Below are 18,705 nucleotides of genomic sequence, written 5' to 3' on the forward strand. Positions count from 1 at the left end.
ATAAGGCCGGTAGGTTGAAAAAACCGGGTTGAAAAAGGGGGACGGTGAGAATTGGCTAATTGTTCAGCGTCTCCTTAATGTCATCTCAGCTCTTCGCGATGCCTGAAGCCGATGCGATAATCGTTACCGATAGCTGACGTTTGCCAATAACTCAAAGGACGGGGTCTATATGGAGAAGAGATATGAGCACTCAAAAAATCTGCTGTTTAAGTATGCAAGCAGCCAATGGCGGGGTCAGACCGGACGTTCCGGCCAGGAAGGGTGGGAAGGGGCTGGGAATAGCTGAGTGATGGATCAAATTCCCTCTTTACTCATCGCCGGCCAGCTCTTAATGGCGATAGTGGCAGGTTTGCTGCTCAACCTGACGCCCTGCGTTTTGCCTGCAATTCCCATTAAGGTCCGGACCATCTTACGAGAGGCGGGCAGCCAACGATCGCACCGCGTGCTGGCGGCATTGGCGTTCACCGCAGGAACGCTCGCGTTTTTCCTGACGTTGGGCGGACTGACCGCACTTCTGCAGTGGAGCTGGGGCACTTTGTTTCAGTCTGCGGTGTTCGTTGGTGTCCTTGTTGCCTTGATGGTCGGGTTTGCGGTGGTCACCTGGCTGGATTTGCCCATCCCGATCCCGGCGTTCGCCGCCTCGGTCCATGGCCGGCGCTACTTTGAAGCATTCGTATCTGGGTTATTGAGTGCGGTTTTGGCCGCACCCTGCGCCGGTCCTTTCCTTGGTGGAGTCCTAGCCTTTGCCGTTACCCAGCCGACGCCGGTAAGTATGGGGATATTCGGCAGTATCGGGCTGGGGTTGTCGCTGCCCTACGCAGCATTGATGCTCAAACCCGATTGGCTGAGCCGGTTGCCCAAGGCGGGGCCCTGGACCCTGGTCATTAGAGAAGTGCTCGCGTTGGTCTTGCTGGCCGCAGCCGTCTTTTTCAGCGCGAGCCTGGTGCCCAAAGCGGTTTATACCTGGCTATGGTGGTCTTGGCTGGCCCTGGTGCTGGCCTGGGGTGCCCGCCGTTTCGTCCAGGGTAATGGTACCGTGCGTGTGATCACCACAACGGCGGCAGGCCTTGCCCTTGCGATGACTGTGGAATTCGCATCCCCGCTGGGCAACAGCGAAGACGAACTCGTCTGGCAACCCTACTCCGCAAAACTACTGACGGAGACAAAAGCCCAGGGCACACCCTATTTGCTGGAGTTCACCGCCGACTGGTGCATCAACTGCAAGATACTTGAGCGCACGGTCTACCAGGAGGCCGCTGTGGCCGAAGCCGTGCGGCGCACCAAGATGGTGCCCATACAAGTTGACGTGACAGCGAGCAACCCAGAAAAAGATGCGCTATTAACTGCGACCGGCGGGCAGGCCTTACCCTTCGCAGTGGTTGTTGACCGTGACGACACCGTTATCGCCCGTTTCACGGGGCTTTTTGACACCGACAGCTTGGTCGAAGCTATCAATCGCACCGGAAACCCACAACCTTAGATACTGGAGACCCAATCATGGTGATTCGACAAAAAGGATTGCTAGCTGGAGTAGTGGTTTTTGCGATCGCGATCGCTGCGTTCATGTTGATCGACACCAACGGAAACAACCTCGACGCTGCCCAGACTGAACGTGCCGGTCTTGAAGTCCCGGTGCCGACCCGAGCAGGGTTGGCAAATTCCGCTGATAAGGTCCGCCTCACTGTTGCGGGAGGCGCCGCAGCAATGGCGGGAAAGACGGGTGATTTCGTTTTAACACTGAACATTCAACCGGGCTGGCATGTGAATGCAAATCCGGCCTCCATGGAATTCCTGATTCCCACCGTCGTCAGCTCTTCAGTCAACGGCCAGGCGCTTATAATCCCGACGCAGTACCCGCGCGGCCGGGTCAGTGACATTGTGCTGAGTGACACCGCCCTAGAGGTGTATGACGACGGTGCAAGTATTCGGCTGCGGCCCGACGAAAAACAGACCGCCGTGCTGGAAAAGGTAGGCAGGCTCGAAATGATTGTACGGGTGCAGGCCTGCAGTGACGAGGGCATTTGTCTGGCACCGACTGACCTGCCCGTTGCGCTGAATCTGGACGATACCAAGCGACAATAAGTCAGAACGGCCCTCGGAAATGACTCAATTGGGGAATGACTGTGAACAGCTTATTCTGAGTATTCCCCGATTGCCGTGGTTGCGCTGGGCAGCTCAACGCCATGCCCCACCGTTCATATCTTGAGATGGGCGAGACTCGCTTCGTTAAACACCAAACTTACATTGTGATTCGCGCATTCCGCATGACGAAGTGGCTTCGGGGCAGTGCCGGCAATCGGTCCCAGGTGATTGATAGATCCTGTTCGGGAACCTCATATTGGAGCGAGCGAGCCAGGAAGCGAACAGCAACGCTCATCAATGCGACGGCGACGCCTTCACCTGGACAGCGATGGTTAACATGCGGGTCGCCTGGTCCTTGTGGGATGAAGCAGTATGGCGACGGAGAGTTGGATCGAAAGCGCTCAGGCTTGAAACGATCTGCCTCCTCCCAGAGCTGGGAATCGTGATTGGTTCCGTATAAGTCCAGCAGGACTAAGGTGCCCCTGCCAAAGGCAAATCCTTCCCATAGAAAATCTTCTTTCACGCGAGCGCTGATCGCTGGGAAGAAGGGGTAGAAACGCCGCACTTCCTGCACAAAGCAACCTATATCTCTTTCATCTCCCGACTGCAGGTTTCTCAGACAGAACGGGTGCTTGTGCAGCGCTAGCGCTGCAAAGGTTATGAATACAGAGACGGCTACCGTCGGCCGCAGCAGATTTAGTAGTTCCACTGATGCGGTATGTAGATCCAACGGCTGTCCGTGCTGGTCCTTGTAATGGGCGATGCGTTCGAGAGGCGATTGCTCGGGTGTAGGGGGAGCGGCGCGAGTGGACTCGACGAGCTCTGCCGCCCATTGCTCCAATCGGCGACGTGCCTTCCGTGCCTGCCAGTGCTGCAGACCGATCGCGCCGGCGTGCTCATAGAGAGCTGCAAGATCTTGAGTCCATTGTTGAACATCTCTTTCAGCGATTGGAGCACCGGCCCAGTCGCATACGGTGCGGCATAGAATTTCGCGAGCAATCTCGTAGAGGACGATTGACTCACCGGGACGCCAAGTTCGCGCATACTCCCTCCAACGAACCTCGCTCAACTCTGCTAGTTCCTGCACGTTCGCGGGTGTGAGCACTCCCATGAAGAGGGCCTTTCGGTGACGATGCGCATCACCGTCCAAACCTTGGACACCGTCTTGTCCGAATAAGGTTTTTTGCAGTCGCTTGGGCGCAGCGTTCTGGCGAACGAATCGGTCAGGGTCGCAAATCAAGCGAGCAGCTTCGGCACCTGTTAGGCACAGAGTTTTCTGTAATATCAAGCGAGTTTGAAACACAGGCGATTGATGAAACTTACTGCGCGTGGAGATAAATCGGTAGGGATCTCGCAAAAAGGCCCAAGTACTGTCCAATCCGGTGTCACGCGGTATGTTTGGCATTGCTGACTCCACCCGTTCTAGCTACGTGTTGCGGATTTCATCCTGCTCTGAAGAATTGTGACCGGCCGGGTAAGCAGATGTTGGATGAACAGGATCAATAAATTGCCCGAAATAATTTCTGGGGTAGTCCTTTTCATGCAATCCAACCTCAGCCTCGCCCAGCTTCCCGGCGCTGTCGTAGAAGGTTCCAAACATCTGATCCCACACAGTTGAAAACTCACCGAAGTTGACCTGAGCGTCTTCGAAGTCGCGCTTATGGTGCCAACGATGGACCTCAGCAACCCCTAGCACATGCCGCAGCCAACCCACGCTGTAGTCCAGGTTCGAATGCTGAAAGGCCAGATGGACGGTTAGGATCCCAAACCACGTTGCGACTACGGCAGACGGAGCTCCAGATATGAGCAAAACCACCAGCCCCGGCCCGGCCATCAACGCCGCATGCAGAGGATGTCGACGTTCTCCGTTCATCCAGTAGAGCCGCTCAGCGCTGTGATGGATCATGTGAAAGCGCCACAGCCAATGCACCCGGTGGCTGATGCGGTGCATCACATACAGGCTCAAGTCGAGCACGGCGGCGACTAGTAGCAATTGCAGCCACAATGGGCTCTCGATCGGAAAGAGCCGAACCGAAGCCGGTACCGCATCGCCTAACTTAGCCAGAAATTCTGCAGTAAATTGAATGACAGACAGGTTCACCAGCATGTGCAGCAGATCCGTCAGGGTGTCCTGATGATCTTCCAGCCAGGCTCGCCGAAAAGGCTGGATGCGCTCCAAGCCAGCAATGAGTAGCAGCCCCGCCGCGGCGACTATGGGTGTGGTGGGCCAATACGGTATACCTGCATACAGCGCCCAAATCATGAAGGAGGCACAGCCGCCAAACACAAGTGGATAGCTCAGCCACCGTATGGCGAATCGCAAGGGAATAGACATCGCTCAGCTCCTGAGTAGGGAGCCATGACTGTATGTGGGAAGGTCCGCTTTCGGCTTGAACGAAAGAGCTACGACCCCTGAAGATCGACTTCAGCCAGGGCGGAGGAAGGATCGATGCCCAGCAGTGCCCGGAATGTCCGGGAGAAATGTGCCGAGTCAGAAAAGCCCGCCTCATGGGCCGCTTCAGTGAGTAGACCCCCTTTGGCTAGGTGCTGTAGGGCTTGTGTGAGACGTAACCATTTCGCATAGCTGCGCAGCGGCAAGCCTGTCTGTTCCACGAACCAATGGGAAAACCGTGTAGGGGATAAATGCACCAACGCGGCCATTTCTTCGCGCCTCATTTGGCCTCTATGCAGCGCTTCAATCACCTTTGTCAAGCGAGGATCTGGAATCGGTGGATCGGGTAGCCGCAGTGCCTGGCGCACCCCCGTCCTAACCTGGAGAGCGGTATGTCCTGTCTCGCGCAGCATATCGATAATCGCTACTACGTCCGCCGGGGCGATCACGACTACCCTTGCTTCTTCGGTACCCCGCATAGTTGGGGCTTCATCGGATAGTGCATCCAGATAGATCGACAGCACTCGACCAGCACTGATCCGGTGTTTCAGGCCCGCGGCGATGAAGATGGCAGCCCCTGTTTGAATGCCCAACGGGGTTTCAACCGATACAGGTGAATCGAGGCCCACTGAAATCTGATGCGCCTGATGGTGGTGCCACTCCTGGTGGCCGGCACGGCCATGAAAGATGCCGATGCCGGGCCCTATCCAGGCCTGGCCTGCCCAGCGTACGGTATCCGTTGAGAGCGAGCCTTTCATTCGTTGACTCGGCCGGCTTCCGCATTTGGGCTTAGCAAACTGCTCAGGATCAACATGGCGGCGCCACCGACGATAGCAATATCCGCCAGGTTAAACGCAGGCCAATGCCAGGACAGCCAGTAAAAATCCAGGTAGTCGATTACATGGCCTCGAAATGCGCGATCAATCAGATTCCCAACTGCCCCGCCCAAGATAAGGCTATAGCCTAGGGCTTCGCTTTTGGCTCTGCGTTTACGCAATATCAGAGCCAGCACGATCGAAACGACCAAAGCTATGACAATGAAGAAGTAACGCTGCCAACCACCCGCGTCAGCCAGGAAGCTGAACGCTGCACCGGTATTCCAGAAGTGAACCAGGTTGAAGAACGGGGTGAGAGGAATCACGGTGCCGACCGGGAGCGAACCCGTAATTGCGCTTTTCAACGCTAGGTCGGCCGAGGCAATGGCTAGCGATAGCATCCACCAGAACCCAGGAGCAACAAGAGGTGATCTAGGAGACGACCTCATTGCATTTCTCCTTGAAGAAGTCGCTGCAGCTCCGGTGAAATAGGCATCGGCGCAAAAGCACTGACCCTGGCGCGCCCGCTGTTTCCGAGCGGCACCCAGATCTTCGAGAACAGCAGGGCCGCCATGATTCGCGGTACTTGGCTGAGCACCTTTCGTAAGTCGCGCAACTGCCAGCCGGCCCTCAGCATCAGCCAATGGCTCTGAGCATGAAGAATAGGCATTCGCTGGCTCAATATGTGGGCTCGCTCCAGCCAGGAGAAAGCCTCGGTTGGCGCCTCTTCATTAAGTGCTTTCCTAGCCTGGAAGAAGGCCTCATCAATGGCAATGCTGAGAGCGGTATTCATCTGGATCTCACTTACGCAGTAGATGCCCGAGTGAACACCCTATAGCTGCTATAGGGTCAAGCGCTATGGGCGATTCAAGACGACGCAAAAATGACTTTATGCCGGATTACGAAAGAGGTTTGTGGGGTTTGGGGAGCAATGGAACCAAAAACCAACGTAAGCCCTACCACCTGCGCTCGGTGCCTTCTTCCCAGGCATCCGCCTCGATGAAGCAGTTGCGCATGTCGGCTTCCTGGCTGATCTCGGTCAGCAGGTCGTGCACGGTCTTGTCCAGCTCGTCGTCGCTTCGATACGAAATGGCCAACTCGTAGTGGCCCGACTCCAGCCGTTTCATGCCGTAGGGTTCCAGGCAGTAGCGCTCGATGTTCTCCTTGGCCCGTTTGTCACTTTCAGAAGGCGACAGCACGAAATATCAAAAGTCGACCGCACGGTCTTTTCTGACGTTGGAGTCGCCTCAGAAAACGGAAAATAAAGCACGCTAAGGCGTAGTTCCCTCGGGCTACACCGCGTCCGCACTGCGCGGTTCTTTCTTCCCTTGCAGTGACGCAATCAGCGGGCAGGAAACGTTCCCCTTCCGCGCATGGCAGGCGCACACCAAATCAGACAGCACGGCCTCCATGCGCGCCAGGTCAGCCATCCTCTCGCGCACGTCCTTGAGCTTGTGCTCGGCCAGGCTGCTGGCTTCCTCGCAATGGGTGCCATCCTCCAGCCGCAGCAGCTCGGCGATCTCATCCAGGCTGAAGCCCAACCGCTGGGCTGATTTCACGAAGCGCACCCGCGTTACATCCGTCTCGCCATAGCGGCGAATGCTGCCGTAAGGCTTGTCCGGTTCCGGGAGCAAGCCCTTGCGCTGATAGAACCGGATGGTCTCCACATTGACCCCGGCCGTCCTGGCGAAAACGCCAATGGTCAGGTTCTCCAAATTGTTTTCCATATCGCTTGACTCCGTACATAACTACGGAAGTAAGCTTAAGCTATCCAATTCAGATTCGAAAGGACAAACGTATGTCTGAACCTCAAAACGGGCGCGGCGCGCTCTTCACTGGCGGGCTGGCCGCCATCCTCGCCTCGGCTTGCTGCCTCGGGCCGCTGGTTCTGATCGCCTTGGGGTTCAGCGGCGCTTGGATCGGCAACTTGACGGTGTTGGAACCCTATCGCCCCATCTTTATCGGCGTGGCGCTGGTGGCGTTGTTCTTCGCCTGGCGGCGCATCTACCGGCCGTCAGCCGCCTGCAAACCGGGTGAGGTTTGCGCGATTCCCCAAGTGCGAGCTACTTACAAGCTCATTTTCTGGGGCGTGGCCGTGCTGGTTTTGGTCGCGCTCGGATTTCCCTACGTCGTGCCATTTTTCTATTGATCACAGGAGTTCACCATGAAAAAGCTGCTTTCCGCCCTTGCCCTCGCTGCCGTTGTTGCCCCCGTGTGGGCCGCCACCCAGACCGTTACGCTGTCCGTACCGGGCATGACCTGCTCGGCCTGTCCGATCACTGTCAAGAAGGCGATTTCCAAGGTCGATGGCGTCAGTAAAGTTGACGTGACCTTCGAGACGCGCGAAGCGGTGGTCACCTTCGATGATGCCAAGACCAGCGTGCAGAAACTGACCAAGGCTACCGAGGATGCGGGCTACCCATCATCAGTCAAGAACTGATCATGAAAGACCCGAAGACACTGCTGCGGGTCAGCATCATTGGCACAACCCTCGTGGCGCTGTGTTGCTTCACCCCTGTTCTGGTCATTTTGCTCGGTGTGGTCAGCTTGTCCGCGCTGACCGGCTATCTGGACTATGTGCTGCTGCCTGCGCTGGCGATTTTCATCGGCTTGACCATCTACGCCATCCAACGAAAACGCCAAGCCGATGCCTGCTGCACCCCGAAATTCAATGGAGTAAAAAAATGACCGAAATCACCGTGAATGGCATGACCTGCACATCCTGCGCCACCCATGTCAAAGATGCTTTGGAAAAGATTCCCGGCGTGAATGCCGCTGTGGTGTCCTATCCAGAAAGCCGCGCGCAAGTCATGGCAGACACCGCCGTGAGCCACAACCAACTGCTGGCCGCCATCGCCGCATTGGGTTATCAAGGCTCGATCCGGGTTGGTGATTTCAAAGATGAACCAAAAATCCGTGATGCACTTGAGGGCGCCGGTTTGCATATCGCCATCATTGGCAGCGGCGGGGCCGCGATGGCGGCGGCGCTGAAGGCCGTCGAGCAAGGCGCGACGGTCACGCTGATCGAACGCGGCACCATCGGCGGCACCTGCGTCAATATCGGCTGTGTGCCGTCCAAGATCATGATCCGCGCTGCCCATATTGCCCATCTGCGCCGGGAAAGTCCGTTCGACGGCGGTATTGCGGCAACTGTGCCTGCGATTGACCGCAGCAAACTGCTGGCCCAGCAGCAGGCCCGTGTCGATGAACTGCGGCACGCCAAATACGAAGGCATCCTGGACGGCAATCCAGCCATCACCGTTTTGCACGGTGAAGCGCGTTTCAAGGACGACCAGAGCCTGGTCGTCCGTTTGAACGAGGGTGGCGAGCGCGAGGTAACGTTCGACCGCTGCCTGGTCGCCACCGGTGCCAGTCCGGCCGTGCCGCCGATTCCGGGCCTGAAAGAGTCACCCTACTGGACTTCCACCGAAGCGCTTGTCAGCGACACCATTCCCGCACGCCTGGCCGTGATCGGTTCGTCGGTGGTGGCGTTGGAACTGGCGCAAGCCTTTGCCCGGCTCGGCAGCCAGGTCACGATCCTGGCACGCAGCACCTTGTTCTTCCGGGAAGACCCGGCCATCGGCGAGGCCGTGACAGCCGCTTTCCGCGCCGAGGGCATCGAGGTGCTGGAGCACACGCAAGCCAGCCAGGTCGCCCATGTGAACGGCGAATTCGTGCTGACCACCGGACACGGTGAATTGCGCGCTGACAAGTTGCTGGTTGCCACCGGTCGGGCACCGAATACGCGCAGCCTCGCGCTGGACGCGGCGGGGGTCACTGTCAATGCGCAAGGGGCCATCGTTATCGACCAAGGCATGCGCACGAGCAACCCGAACATCTACGCGGCCGGCGACTGCACCGACCAGCCGCAGTTCGTCTACGTGGCAGCGGCCGCCGGCACCCGTGCCGCGATCAACATGACCGGCGGCGACGCAGCCCTCAATCTGACCGCGATGCCGGCAGTGGTGTTCACCGACCCGCAAGTCGCCACCGTGGGCTACAGCGAGGCGGAAGCGCACCACGATGGCATCGAGACCGACAGTCGCACGCTGACACTCGACAACGTTCCGCGAGCGCTTGCCAACTTCGACACACGCGGCTTCATCAAGCTGGTCATCGAGGAAGGTAGCGGACGGCTCATCGGCGTGCAGGCGGTGGCCCCGGAAGCGGGCGAACTGATCCAGACGGCGGTGCTCGCCATCCGCAACCGCATGACGGTGCAGGAACTGGCCGACCAGTTGTTCCCCTACCTGACAATGGTCGAGGGGTTGAAGCTTGCGGCGCAGACCTTCAACAAGGACGTGAAGCAGCTTTCCTGCTGCGCTGGATAAAAAAAGGAGGTTTTCAATGAGCGCCTACACCGTGTCCCGGCTGGCCCTTGATGCCGGGGTGAGCGTGCATATCGTGCGCGACTACCTGCTGCGCGGATTGCTGCGTCCGGTGGCGTGCACCCCGGGCGGCTATGGCCTGTTCGATGATGCCGCCTTGCAACGGCTGTGCTTCGTGCGGGCGGCCTTCGAGGCGGGCATCGGCCTGGACGCGCTGGCGCGGCTGTGCCGGGCGCTGGATGCTGCGGACGGCGATGAAGCGGCCGCGCAGCTTGCCGTTCTGCGCCAGTTCGTCGAGCGTCGGCGCGAAGCGTTGGCCGATCTGGAGGTGCAGTTGGCCACCATGCCGACCGAGCCGGCACAGCACGCGGAGAGTCTGCCATGAACAGCCCCGAGCGCTTGCCGTCCGAGACGCACAAACCGATCACCGGCTACCTGTGGGGCGCGCTGGCCGTGCTCACCTGTCCCTGCCATTTGCCGATTCTCGCCATTGTGCTGGCCGGCACGACGGCCGGCGCGTTCATCGGAGAGTACTGGGGTATCGCAGCCCTCACGCTGACCGGTTTGTTCGTCCTGTCTGTGACACGACTGCTGCGGGCCTTCAAAGATCGATCATGAGCGCTTCCCATTGAGACAAACCACGCTGTCGCTACGTTGCCTCATGCCGGCATCAAATTCGGCTGAGTAGCTTCTCGCCATCTGGACGTAGCTCACCCTTGGGTGAAACATGCCGATACAGGGTCTGCCGCGTGACGCCAAGTTCCTGGCACAGGTCGCCGACCTTGGTCTCTGGCTGACCCATTGCCGCCATCGCCAGCCGCAGCTTGGCGGCGGTCATCTTGAACGGCCGGCCGCCTTTCCGCCCGCGCGCGCGGGCCGAGGCTAGGCCGGCAATCGTGCGCTCCGCGATCAACTCGCGCTCGAACTCGGCCAGGGCGGCGAAGATGCCAAAGACCAGCTTGCCGGCGGCGGTCGTGGTGTCGATGGCCGCGCCGTGCCCGGTTAATACCTTCAAGCCGATGCCGCGCCCAGTCAGGTCGTGCACGGTGTTGATGAGATGTCGCAGGTCGCGTCCGAGCCGATCCAGTTTCCACACGACCAGTGTAAACCGGCCGTTGTCGTCGGGCGGCCAGCCGAATCTGCAATCGAAGACACATCATGCTCAGTAAACCGGTCAGCGCTCAGTTAACGTTTGTCCTTGCCCTCGTCATGCTAATGGCATGGGCCGGGCATAGCGCCGCACTTGGCCCTGGGGTGAGCCAAGGTGGGTGGAACGGCGGGGACCATGCTCATGCTCATTCCCAAAGCACGGGTATTTCGGTCTGTGCCAGATGCGCGGATCACTACCACTCCACGCTTACCGCCGACCACGTGCACGAAACGCCATACCTGAGTACGCTTCTCACCGTCAGTACGCTGCCAGAGCGTCCGCAGCCGATAGAAGCCACGCGCTACGCCATCCCTCCCAGTCCGATCTTCCTGATCGAGCGGCCACCACGCCCAAGATTTGCGCTCTGACACCGGCCGCTATGCGGCCAATCCACTGTCACGTAGGACTCAACCATGCATTCGCTATCCATGTGCGGTATGGGCGCATTTTCCGCGCGCCCAAACCGCTCGCTAATACTGCTGCTCTTGTTCACCGCATTGCTATTTCTCGGCATGCCTGACGCGCTGGCCCACGCTGTTGCCGAGGGCGACAAGGGCTTTATCCAGGAAAGCTCCGGGGTGATGGTGCTGCCGTTCATTTATATGGGCGCCAAGCACATGTTCACCGGGTACGACCATCTGCTGTTTCTGTTCGGGGTGATCTTCTTTCTCTACCGCCTGAAGGACGTCGGGCTCTACGTCACCCTGTTCGCCGTGGGCCACACGGTGACGCTGCTGCTCGGTGTATTGGCGGAAATCACCATCAGTTCCTATGTGATCGACGCCATCATCGGTTTTTCGGTGGTGTACAAGGCGCTGGATAACCTGGGCGCCTTCCAGCGCTGGTTCGGCCACCAGCCGAACACCAAAGCGGCCACGTTGATTTTCGGTTTGCTGCATGGCTTCGGCCTGGCAACCAAAATCCAGGAGTACGAGATCTCCGCGGATGGCCTGGTCGCCAACCTAATCGCCTTCAACGCCGGAGTCGAAATTGGCCAGCTACTGGCGCTGAGCGCCATTTTGATCGTCATGGGCTACTGGCGACGAACCGCCAGCTTCTGGCGCCATGCCTACACCGCTAACGTCGCCATGATGAGCGCCGGTTTCCTCTTGATGGGTTACCAGCTCACCGGCCTGATCGTCTCTCAGTAAGGAATTCTCAGCATGTTCAATACCAAGCTTCCAACCCAGTGTGAATTGCCAACCAGCCGCCAGCTGCTGCGCTCCACTGTGATCGCCGTGGGTGTTGCCGCAGCGTTACTGGTCACCGTAGTGATGCCTTCTGAATATGCCATCGACCCCACGGGCGTCGGCCGTGTACTTGGCCTGACTCAGATGGGTGAAATGAAAGAAATTCTCGCCGAAGAAGCGGCTGCGGATGCAGCTGTCCCGCCAGCAGCGGCCCCGGTCGTACAAGCCCCCGCGTCTAGTCAGGTGGCGCCTCAGGAGCAAGTTGCGGCAGCAACTGTGGCTGAGCCGGTTGCAGAGCCGCAGCCCGCCCTGAAGTCCGATGAAGTGACTGTCACGCTGAAGCCGGGCGAGGCCAGTGAAATTAAGCTGGAGATGCTGGACAAGGCCACGGTCAGCTACGAGTGGGCAACCGATGGCGTTCCGGTCAATCACGACACCCATGGCGAGCCCTATAACGGCCCGAAGGGCTATTACCACAGCTACAGCAAGGCCAAGCAGGTCAAAGGTGATAAAGGCGAATTCACTGCCATTTTCGACGGCACCCACGGCTGGTTCTGGCGAAACCGTAGCAACCGTGACGTGACGATTACGCTCAAGACCAAGGGTGAGTACCTGAGCGTCAAACGCGTTATCTAAGAGAAATAGCCCCAGCGTCATGGGCGCCGGGGCTTTTACATCCCTGATCGATATTGAAGGAATACATCATGACGAATTCAATTACGCTGAGCCGCTCCCTGCTGCTGGTTTGTTTACTAGGTCTGCTGTCGGCATGTGGCGGCAGCGAGCCGGAGACGCAAGCTGAAGTCGAAAGTCACGGTCATTCTCACGACTAAGAGGCGGAAAGTTGTCTTGTTACGTGCAATGACTCGCTAATCGCTTGCACGTAACAATTGGTAAGTTTTAGGCGCCGGCCACATCATATCTAAGATCTGTTAAGTGGCTGCTTTTGGCCGAAAGCGGTCGTCTAGTACTGTAACTCCTCGTACTGGCCGGTAGCGTATCAAGTGGCATCGTTCAGCTAACGAAGCGTTCCGAGTCGACCCCGAACCAGAAACGGCATGAGATTTACCGGGGTGACGCCAGCCGGGGCATGCCAGCGAATATCGCCGAAGGGGTCAAAAGGAGCTAAGACGATTTGGTCACTAAGTGCAGGATATATCGGATTGCTATCTTGAGTAGCTAATACATGTTTGTTTGGTCGCTTGTTCATATAAATGATTCATCTATATAGAGGCGACCAAGACTTAGTGGTAACGCTAACCGCCACACTGGTTATCGTCGAAATAGACAAAGGCCAACTTGTTGCCGTCAGGATCACGAACATAGGCTGCGTAGAATCCCGTTCCGTACTCAGGTCTGGGGCCAGGAGAGCCTTCGTCAGTACCTCCGTTCTCAAGCGCGAGTTCAAAGAGTCGCCCTATTAGCGCTGGGCTCTCCGTGAGTAACGCCGTCATGGTTCCATTGCCGGGGCATGCTTCCTCTTGGTTATAAGGAAGACAAGCGTGAAAGGTGGGGGTCCGGTTGCCCGGAACTCCCCAAGCAACCGATCGCTCGTCCCTCCACGAAATTTCCAACCCCATTGCTGAGAATATAGGTTCGTAGAAACGCGCTGAACGGTTCAGATCGGTCGTTCCGACCATTGTATATGCAATCATCCTTCCCTCCCAATCTCGCTGAAAAAAGGAGTAATAACCGAAGTGTAAAAAGCGCTGGTCATATGACATTTAGCCGAAGGCGTTCTCTTCAAGGCATCGAAGCAGATACCGCGCATGATCAGTCTACTGAGGAAACATCATTCAAGACTAGCGCGGCGTTGCTAGAAGAATAAGCGGCTTGCGCTAGCATTAAGCTGGGCGCGACAACAGACATCTAGTTGGGCGGCACCTGAAGGTTTCGACCAGCCACATAACGGCCTGGGTCAATCGACGGGCAAGAGTAGAATGTCTCCTATAGTCCGCTAGTGTGCGCTCTCTTGCTTGGATGGCATTACGTTCTGGCCCAACGTTACTGTAGCGAATCCGCAGCAGTATCAATCAAAGCCTCCTGTATCCCGCGTGAAGAAAGACGCTACGTTGCGCCCGTTCTTCCACGGCTTCGCTTGCCGCCCCGCTACGGCAGATTCGAAGCATTCATCGAAATGTCATCATTTAGAAGCAGTGCGTTAACAAGGAATTTCTACCCTTTGCATCGCGAACCGCAATTGTGCGGCCAGCAATATTGCGAAAGGTGATCAAATGACGCCCCATCCGATACAGGACGCCGTGCTGCGGGTCGACCGGTTGAGCGTCGTCTACCCAGGCGGCGTGACAGCCCTACGCGATACCTCGATTGCATTTCGGCGTGGTGAGTTCACCGTGCTGCTTGGTCTCTCGGGCGCAGGCAAGTCGACCTTGCTCCGTAGCCTCAATCGACTCGTCACGCCCACTCGCGGCAGTGTCACCAGCGAGCTCGGTGAGCTCGGCAGCGGCTCGGCCTTGCGTCAGCATCGTCGGCGTACCGCCATGATCTTTCAGCACCACCAGCTAATCGAACGTCAAAGCGCACTGGCTAATGTGCTTACCGGTCGGCTGGCCTTTCACAACACGCTCCGCTCGCTGTTTCCTCTGCCGCGTGCCGATCAGGAGATTGCGCTCAGTTGCCTCGCTCGGGTCGGTCTGGCAGACAAGGCGCTAAGCCGGGTGGACAAACTGTCCGGTGGCCAGCAGCAGCGGGTAGGCATCGCGCGTGCGCTAGCGCAACAGCCCGCGATCATTCTTGCCGATGAGCCGGTAGCCAGTCTCGACCCGGCCACTTCGGTCCGTGTTCTCGGACTGCTGCGCGACATCTGCAAGGAAGACGGCATCACCGCCATCGTTTCGCTGCATCAACTCGAATATGCCCGCCGCTTCGCCGATCGCGTCGTCGGGCTGGCCGATTCTCAGATCGTTTTCGATGCCGCGCCCTCGGAACTCACCGATGCGCAGCTTGAGCGCATCTATGCAGGCCGCTCTACGACTCAGCCAGCAACTGCTCCGGCTGAAACCCCTGTCATGCTCGCACCTTCACTGGAGATGTCCCGATGAAACGCTTATCCGCTCTCTTATTGACCTGTTTGCTGTCCGCTGTTTCAAGTCTGTCCGCCGTAGCGGCCGATGCCGATCCGGATGTGCTAAAGGTTGCGCTGCTGCCGGACGAAAACGCCTCGGAGTTGATCAAGCGAAACCAGCCGCTGAAGGATTATCTGGAAGAGCATCTGGACAAGAAGGTGCAGCTGATCGTAACCACCGACTATTCCTCGATGATTGAGGCGATGCGCTTTGGCCGTATCGACCTGGCGTATTTCGGTCCGCTGTCCTACGTCATGGCCAAAAGCAAAAGCGACATCGAGCCCTTCGCTGCCATGGTCATCGACGGCAAGCCGACCTATCGCTCAGTGATTATCGCCAATGTGGCGTCAGGCGCGAATGAGTATGCCGACCTTAAGGGCAAGAAGATGGCCTATGGTGACCGGGCATCGACGTCCAGCCATCTGATTCCCAAAACCGTGCTTCTTGAGACGGCCGAGCTGACGGGTGGGCAGGACTACGAACAACATTTTGTGGGCACGCATGACGCCGTTGCCGTCAACGTGGCGAACGGAAACGCCGATGCGGGTGGGCTGTCGGAGGTAATTTTCAATCAAGTAGCCGAACGTGGCCTAATCGATCCGAGCAAGGTGAAAGTACTTGGTTACAGCGGCGAATATCCCCAATACCCCTGGGCGATGCGCTCGAACCTGAGCCCCGAGCTGAAAACCAAGGTGCGGGATGTATTCGTCGGTATCGACGATCCCGAAGTGCTGCGCAACTTCAAAGCCGAGGCCTTCGCGCCAATCACCGACGCCGACTACGATGTGATTCGCAACATGGGATCGCTGCTCGGCCTCGACTTCGCCACGATGTGAGCACCGATATGTCTACTCATCATGACGTGCAGGCGCTGCCTGCAGAGCAACGCGAGCACATCCTTCGAGGCTTCGGCCTCGGTTGGTGGCGCCAGCTGGGGCAGGTGGCAATTGTACTCGGAGTGGTGCTGTTGGCCTGCTGGTACGTGGGGCTGCTCGATGCCACCACGCTGCTGAACGGGCTGCCCTCCATCGCGACCCTGGCAGGCGAGGCCATGCCGCCAGACTTTTCGGGCTATCGAAGCTGGATTCGCCCGTTGATCGACACGCTGGCGATGAGCATCGCCGGCACGGCCATCGCAGTGGTGTTCTCGCTGGTGGTGGCCTTCGTTGCAGCGCGCAATACGGCGCCGCACCCCCTTGTGTTCGGTGTTGCCCGGGTGCTGCTCAATGCCCTGCGGTCGGTGCCGGAGCTGATCATGGGCATCATCTTCGTTGCAGCCGTAGGGTTCGGCGCCTTGCCGGGCGTGCTTGCCCTGGGTCTGCATTCGATCGGCATGGTCGGCAAGTTCTTCGCCGAGGCCATCGAGCACGTCGACGAAGCGCCGGTGGAAGCCGCTCGGGCGGCGGGGGCTACGCCGATGCAAGTGCTGCTGCACGCGGTTTTGCCACAGGTGACTCCACAGTTCGCCGACGTGGCGATCTACCGCTGGGAATACAACTTTCGCGCCTCCACCGTGATGGGCATGGTTGGCGCCGGCGGTATCGGCTTCGAACTCATGGGCTCGCTGCGCATCATGCAGTACCAGGAGGTTGCAGCAATCCTGCTGGTCATCCTGGCCATGGTCACGCTAGTAGACGCCTTCAGTGGCGTGCTGCGCAAACGTTTCAAATAGGACAAACCATGCTGCCGAAACTCGTTATAACTCACCGAGTACACGATGAGATCCTGCAACTGCTGGCGCCACATTGCGAGCTGATGACCAACCAGAGCGACAGCACGCTGACGCGCGAGGAAATTCTGCGCCGCTGCCGCGATGCTCAGGCGATGATGGCGTTCATGCCCGATCGGGTCGATGCAGAATTTCTCCAAGCCTGCCCCGAGCTGCGTGTGGTCGGCTGCGCGCTCAAGGGCTTCGACAATTTCGATGTGGACGCCTGTACTGCCCGCGGGGTCTGGTTGACCTTCGTGCCTGATCTGTTGACGGTCCCGACTGCCGAGCTGGCGATCGGACTGGCGGTGGGGCTGGGGCGGCATCTGCGCGCAGCAGATGCGTTCGTCCGCTCTGGCGAGTTCCAGGGCTGGCAACCACAGTTCTACGGCACGGGGCTGGATAACGCGACGGTCGGCATCCTTGGCATGGGCGCCATCGGACAGGCCATGGCTGAGCGCTTGCAGGGATGGGGCGCGACCCTGCAGTACCACGAGGCGAAGGCTCTGGATACACAAACCGAGCAACGGCTCGGCCTGCGCCAGGTGGCGTGCAGCGAACTCTTCGCCAGCTCGGACTTCATCCTGCTGGCGCTTCCCTTGAATGCCGATACTGAGCATCTGGTCAACGCCGAGCTGCTTGCCCTCGTACGGCCGGGCGCTCTGCTTGTAAACCCCTGTCGTGGTTCGGTAGTGGATGAAGCCGCCGTGCTCGCGGCGCTTGAGCGAGGCCAGCTCGGCGGGTATGCGGCGGATGTATTCGAAATGGAAGACTGGGCTCGCGCGGACCGGCCGCGGCTGATCGATCCTGCGCTGCTCGCGCATCCGAATACGCTCTTCACTCCGCACATAGGGTCGGCAGTGCGCGCGGTGCGCCTGGAGATTGAACGTTGTGCAGCGCAGAGCATCATCCAGGCGTTGGCAGGTGCGCGCCCAATCAACGCTGCGAACCGTCTGCCCCAGGCCGAGCCTGCCGCATGTTGAATCCGGTCTGGCTGAAGAGCCTGGTAGCGATCGTTCAAACAGGCAGTTTTCAGAGCGCGGCGAGGGCGTTGGGGCTGGCCCAGCCGACGGTGTCGCAGCACTTGCAGAAGCTTGAAGAGCAGGTCGGCGTAACGCTGGTGCAGCGCAGTCGTAGCGGCTGCCAGCCTACCACACGTGCGCTGGCCTTCATGCCGCATGCGACCGCCTTGCTCGACATGCACGCCCGGGCGCTAGAAGCCCTGCATGGAAATAGTGAGCGCGTCGGGGCCAGCTCCAACATCGGCACCTACCTTCTCCAGCCATTCGTGCGCAGCTATCTGACGACCGCAAATGAGAGGGGCGAGGTGGATCTGCGCATCGCCGCCAACCCGGATGTGGCCGACCAGCTACTGGCGGGCCAGCTCGACGCCGCGATCATGGAATGGTGGCTACCTCACCCCGACTTCGAACACCGCCTCTGGCGGGTCGAGCCGCTGGTACTTATCGTCAGCCCCGACCATCCGCTGGCTGAAGCAGGGTGCATAGAACGCGATCGTCTGGTGGACCTGCCGATGCTGGGAGGTGAACCGGGTAGCGGTACCGGACGGCTTCTGACCGAATACTTTGGCGAGCTGGGCGTGCCTCGCAGCGGTATGCAGCTAGGCAGCACCGAGGCAGTCAAACAAGCAGTCAGGGCGGGACTCGGCGTGTCGTTGGTGATGGCTTCCGCAGTACAAGACGAAGTTCGCAGTGGCGCGCTGGTAGCTCTTCCCATCCCGGGGCTTGAAAAGCGTCTCCAACTGATCTGGCGCAAACCGCCCGGAAATCTGCACCCGCCGGGATTTGTGCGGCACTTATTGGCCGATTGTTGCCTGTCGTGACCGGCAGCTCCGGGTCGATTTCAGCCTGTTACGACTGGCCGCTTGTGGCGAATTCCTTGGAGCGGCCGGGCGGGGCCTCGTTGAACTGGCGGCTCAGCAGCGCCTTCAGTC

Annotated in this window: 24 protein-coding genes and 1 pseudogene; 16 read left to right on the forward strand and 9 right to left on the reverse strand. The window is 58.8% G+C overall.

From position 1 onward, the window contains the following. Window positions 1-289: 289 nt before the first annotated feature. Window positions 290-1,480 carry a protein-disulfide reductase DsbD family protein gene (locus AAGW23_RS10810; protein ID WP_017246246.1) on the forward strand — a complete coding sequence of 397 codons (1,191 nt, stop codon included), beginning with the start codon at window positions 290-292 and terminating at the stop codon, window positions 1,478-1,480. A gap of 17 nt (window positions 1,481-1,497) precedes the next feature. Beyond that, the gene (locus AAGW23_RS10815; protein WP_017246245.1) at window positions 1,498-2,082 is read left to right on the forward strand and encodes a protein-disulfide reductase DsbD domain-containing protein; all 585 of its coding nucleotides are present in this window, start codon (window positions 1,498-1,500) and stop codon (window positions 2,080-2,082) included. Window positions 2,083-2,239: 157 nt separating this feature from the next. Here the strand turns inward: AAGW23_RS10815 and AAGW23_RS10820 are convergent, their stop codons facing one another. The 7 genes from AAGW23_RS10820 to merR form a co-directional block, all read right to left on the reverse strand. Beyond that, complete coding sequence (locus tag AAGW23_RS10820) at window positions 2,240-3,487, reverse strand: cytochrome P450 (RefSeq protein ID WP_023083086.1); 1,248 nt, start codon at window positions 3,485-3,487, stop codon at window positions 2,240-2,242. Window positions 3,488-3,508: 21 nt separating this feature from the next. Continuing rightward, window positions 3,509-4,417, reverse strand: a complete 909-nt coding sequence (locus AAGW23_RS10825; protein WP_023083085.1) for a sterol desaturase family protein — start codon at window positions 4,415-4,417, stop codon at window positions 3,509-3,511. A 68-nt stretch (window positions 4,418-4,485) separates the two neighbouring features. Then, window positions 4,486-5,232 (reverse strand): helix-turn-helix transcriptional regulator, encoded by a 747-nt coding sequence (locus AAGW23_RS10830; RefSeq protein WP_023083084.1) that lies wholly within the window; start codon window positions 5,230-5,232, stop codon window positions 4,486-4,488. Then, window positions 5,229-5,738: a signal peptidase II gene (lspA, locus tag AAGW23_RS10835; protein WP_023083083.1), complete on the reverse strand. Its 510-nt coding sequence runs from the start codon at window positions 5,736-5,738 to the stop codon at window positions 5,229-5,231. The genes AAGW23_RS10830 and lspA overlap by 4 nt, the downstream gene beginning before the upstream one ends. Further along, window positions 5,735-6,082, reverse strand: a complete 348-nt coding sequence (locus tag AAGW23_RS10840; RefSeq protein ID WP_044727165.1) for a DUF3703 domain-containing protein — start codon at window positions 6,080-6,082, stop codon at window positions 5,735-5,737. The genes lspA and AAGW23_RS10840 overlap by 4 nt, the downstream gene beginning before the upstream one ends. Window positions 6,083-6,245: 163 nt before the next feature. Further along, window positions 6,246-6,488: a hypothetical protein gene (locus AAGW23_RS10845; RefSeq protein ID WP_023083082.1), complete on the reverse strand. Its 243-nt coding sequence runs from the start codon at window positions 6,486-6,488 to the stop codon at window positions 6,246-6,248. 93 nt (window positions 6,489-6,581) lie between these two features. Next, window positions 6,582-7,016 carry an Hg(II)-responsive transcriptional regulator gene (gene merR, locus AAGW23_RS10850; RefSeq protein WP_000429838.1) on the reverse strand — a complete coding sequence of 145 codons (435 nt, stop codon included), beginning with the start codon at window positions 7,014-7,016 and terminating at the stop codon, window positions 6,582-6,584. A 71-nt stretch (window positions 7,017-7,087) separates the two neighbouring features. Between merR and merT the strand changes: the two genes are divergently transcribed. Genes merT through merE form a run of 6 tightly spaced genes read left to right on the forward strand, consistent with a single transcriptional unit; the run spans window position 7,088 to window position 10,235 of the window. Beyond that, window positions 7,088-7,438 carry a mercuric ion transporter MerT gene (gene merT, locus AAGW23_RS10855; RefSeq protein ID WP_001294667.1) on the forward strand — a complete coding sequence of 117 codons (351 nt, stop codon included), beginning with the start codon at window positions 7,088-7,090 and terminating at the stop codon, window positions 7,436-7,438. A gap of 15 nt (window positions 7,439-7,453) precedes the next feature. Further along, window positions 7,454-7,729, forward strand: a complete 276-nt coding sequence (gene merP / locus AAGW23_RS10860; protein WP_000735441.1) for a mercury resistance system periplasmic binding protein MerP — start codon at window positions 7,454-7,456, stop codon at window positions 7,727-7,729. Between the two features lie 2 nt (window positions 7,730-7,731). Continuing rightward, a complete protein-coding gene (merF, locus tag AAGW23_RS10865) occupies window positions 7,732-7,977 on the forward strand; it encodes a mercury resistance system transport protein MerF (RefSeq protein WP_023083081.1) in 246 nt (81 codons plus the stop codon). Then, window positions 7,974-9,620: a mercury(II) reductase gene (merA, locus tag AAGW23_RS10870; protein WP_000136268.1), complete on the forward strand. Its 1,647-nt coding sequence runs from the start codon at window positions 7,974-7,976 to the stop codon at window positions 9,618-9,620. The genes merF and merA overlap by 4 nt, the downstream gene beginning before the upstream one ends. Before the next feature lie 16 nt (window positions 9,621-9,636). Next, window positions 9,637-10,002, forward strand: a complete 366-nt coding sequence (gene merD, locus AAGW23_RS10875) for a mercury resistance co-regulator MerD (RefSeq protein WP_003465059.1) — start codon at window positions 9,637-9,639, stop codon at window positions 10,000-10,002. Beyond that, the gene (merE, locus tag AAGW23_RS10880; RefSeq protein ID WP_001087809.1) at window positions 9,999-10,235 is read left to right on the forward strand and encodes a broad-spectrum mercury transporter MerE; all 237 of its coding nucleotides are present in this window, start codon (window positions 9,999-10,001) and stop codon (window positions 10,233-10,235) included. Before merD ends, merE begins: the two co-directional genes overlap by 4 nt. 52 nt (window positions 10,236-10,287) lie before the next feature. Here merE and AAGW23_RS10885 read toward each other — a convergent pair. Continuing rightward, window positions 10,288-10,722, reverse strand: a pseudogene (locus tag AAGW23_RS10885) (recombinase family protein); the annotation flags it as partial. 458 nt (window positions 10,723-11,180) lie between these two features. Between AAGW23_RS10885 and AAGW23_RS10890 the strand changes: the two are divergent. From AAGW23_RS10890 to AAGW23_RS10900, 3 genes are all read left to right on the forward strand, one after another. Then, on the forward strand, window positions 11,181-11,918 hold the full coding sequence (locus AAGW23_RS10890; RefSeq protein ID WP_342406555.1) for a HupE/UreJ family protein: 738 nt from the start codon (window positions 11,181-11,183) through the stop codon (window positions 11,916-11,918). 12 nt (window positions 11,919-11,930) lie between these two features. Beyond that, on the forward strand, window positions 11,931-12,593 hold the full coding sequence (locus AAGW23_RS10895; RefSeq protein WP_020309260.1) for a hypothetical protein: 663 nt from the start codon (window positions 11,931-11,933) through the stop codon (window positions 12,591-12,593). 68 nt (window positions 12,594-12,661) lie between these two features. Next, a complete protein-coding gene (locus AAGW23_RS10900) occupies window positions 12,662-12,790 on the forward strand; it encodes a hypothetical protein (RefSeq protein WP_255342263.1) in 129 nt (42 codons plus the stop codon). Between the two features lie 423 nt (window positions 12,791-13,213). Here AAGW23_RS10900 and AAGW23_RS10905 read toward each other — a convergent pair whose 3' ends face one another. Further along, window positions 13,214-13,681 (reverse strand): VOC family protein, encoded by a 468-nt coding sequence (locus AAGW23_RS10905; RefSeq protein ID WP_319800904.1) that lies wholly within the window; start codon window positions 13,679-13,681, stop codon window positions 13,214-13,216. A gap of 510 nt (window positions 13,682-14,191) precedes the next feature. On the opposite strand from AAGW23_RS10905, the gene phnC reads away from it, so the two are divergent. The 5 genes from phnC to AAGW23_RS10930 are packed head-to-tail and all read left to right on the forward strand — an operon-like array spanning window position 14,192 to window position 18,594. Beyond that, window positions 14,192-15,019, forward strand: coding sequence for a phosphonate ABC transporter ATP-binding protein (gene phnC, locus AAGW23_RS10910; protein WP_003117867.1), 828 nt, complete (start codon window positions 14,192-14,194; stop codon window positions 15,017-15,019). Further along, window positions 15,016-15,879, forward strand: a complete 864-nt coding sequence (phnD, locus tag AAGW23_RS10915; RefSeq protein WP_023083079.1) for a phosphate/phosphite/phosphonate ABC transporter substrate-binding protein — start codon at window positions 15,016-15,018, stop codon at window positions 15,877-15,879. The genes phnC and phnD overlap by 4 nt, the downstream gene beginning before the upstream one ends. A gap of 8 nt (window positions 15,880-15,887) precedes the next feature. Further along, complete coding sequence (gene phnE, locus AAGW23_RS10920) at window positions 15,888-16,715, forward strand: phosphonate ABC transporter, permease protein PhnE (protein WP_003298907.1); 828 nt, start codon at window positions 15,888-15,890, stop codon at window positions 16,713-16,715. Between the two features lie 8 nt (window positions 16,716-16,723). Further along, entirely contained in the window at window positions 16,724-17,734 is a 1,011-nt protein-coding gene (gene ptxD / locus AAGW23_RS10925; RefSeq protein WP_003152798.1) for a phosphonate dehydrogenase PtxD, read from the forward strand. Further along, on the forward strand, window positions 17,728-18,594 hold the full coding sequence (locus AAGW23_RS10930) for a LysR family transcriptional regulator (RefSeq protein ID WP_023083078.1): 867 nt from the start codon (window positions 17,728-17,730) through the stop codon (window positions 18,592-18,594). The genes ptxD and AAGW23_RS10930 overlap by 7 nt, the downstream gene beginning before the upstream one ends. Window positions 18,595-18,705 lie beyond the last annotated feature (111 nt).

The sequence above is a fragment of the Stutzerimonas chloritidismutans genome (assembly GCF_038562055.1).
Lineage (GTDB): Bacteria > Pseudomonadota > Gammaproteobacteria > Pseudomonadales > Pseudomonadaceae > Stutzerimonas > Stutzerimonas chloritidismutans_A.

Bases quoted from the DNA above. Each gene is read 5' to 3' on its own strand.
- AAGW23_RS10825 (WP_023083085.1), bottom strand. From the start codon at position 4,417: ATGTCTATTCCCTTGCGATTCGCCATACGGTGGCTGAGCTATCCACTT.
- phnC (WP_003117867.1), top strand. From the start codon at position 14,192: ATGACGCCCCATCCGATACAGGACGCCGTGCTGCGGGTCGACCGGTTG.
- merR (WP_000429838.1), bottom strand. From the start codon at position 7,016: ATGGAAAACAATTTGGAGAACCTGACCATTGGCGTTTTCGCCAGGACG.
- AAGW23_RS10890 (WP_342406555.1), top strand. From the start codon at position 11,181: ATGCATTCGCTATCCATGTGCGGTATGGGCGCATTTTCCGCGCGCCCA.
- AAGW23_RS10830 (WP_023083084.1), bottom strand. From the start codon at position 5,232: ATGAAAGGCTCGCTCTCAACGGATACCGTACGCTGGGCAGGCCAGGCC.
- AAGW23_RS10930 (WP_023083078.1), top strand. From the start codon at position 17,728: ATGTTGAATCCGGTCTGGCTGAAGAGCCTGGTAGCGATCGTTCAAACA.
- merT (WP_001294667.1), top strand. From the start codon at position 7,088: ATGTCTGAACCTCAAAACGGGCGCGGCGCGCTCTTCACTGGCGGGCTG.
- AAGW23_RS10895 (WP_020309260.1), top strand. From the start codon at position 11,931: ATGTTCAATACCAAGCTTCCAACCCAGTGTGAATTGCCAACCAGCCGC.
- AAGW23_RS10840 (WP_044727165.1), bottom strand. From the start codon at position 6,082: ATGAATACCGCTCTCAGCATTGCCATTGATGAGGCCTTCTTCCAGGCT.
- AAGW23_RS10900 (WP_255342263.1), top strand. From the start codon at position 12,662: ATGACGAATTCAATTACGCTGAGCCGCTCCCTGCTGCTGGTTTGTTTA.
- AAGW23_RS10810 (WP_017246246.1), top strand. From the start codon at position 290: ATGGATCAAATTCCCTCTTTACTCATCGCCGGCCAGCTCTTAATGGCG.
- ptxD (WP_003152798.1), top strand. From the start codon at position 16,724: ATGCTGCCGAAACTCGTTATAACTCACCGAGTACACGATGAGATCCTG.
- AAGW23_RS10815 (WP_017246245.1), top strand. From the start codon at position 1,498: ATGGTGATTCGACAAAAAGGATTGCTAGCTGGAGTAGTGGTTTTTGCG.
- merP (WP_000735441.1), top strand. From the start codon at position 7,454: ATGAAAAAGCTGCTTTCCGCCCTTGCCCTCGCTGCCGTTGTTGCCCCC.
- merD (WP_003465059.1), top strand. From the start codon at position 9,637: ATGAGCGCCTACACCGTGTCCCGGCTGGCCCTTGATGCCGGGGTGAGC.
- merA (WP_000136268.1), top strand. From the start codon at position 7,974: ATGACCGAAATCACCGTGAATGGCATGACCTGCACATCCTGCGCCACC.
- phnD (WP_023083079.1), top strand. From the start codon at position 15,016: ATGAAACGCTTATCCGCTCTCTTATTGACCTGTTTGCTGTCCGCTGTT.
- AAGW23_RS10820 (WP_023083086.1), bottom strand. From the start codon at position 3,487: ATGCCAAACATACCGCGTGACACCGGATTGGACAGTACTTGGGCCTTT.
- merE (WP_001087809.1), top strand. From the start codon at position 9,999: ATGAACAGCCCCGAGCGCTTGCCGTCCGAGACGCACAAACCGATCACC.
- AAGW23_RS10905 (WP_319800904.1), bottom strand. From the start codon at position 13,681: ATGTCATATGACCAGCGCTTTTTACACTTCGGTTATTACTCCTTTTTT.
- phnE (WP_003298907.1), top strand. From the start codon at position 15,888: ATGTCTACTCATCATGACGTGCAGGCGCTGCCTGCAGAGCAACGCGAG.
- lspA (WP_023083083.1), bottom strand. From the start codon at position 5,738: ATGAGGTCGTCTCCTAGATCACCTCTTGTTGCTCCTGGGTTCTGGTGG.
- merF (WP_023083081.1), top strand. From the start codon at position 7,732: ATGAAAGACCCGAAGACACTGCTGCGGGTCAGCATCATTGGCACAACC.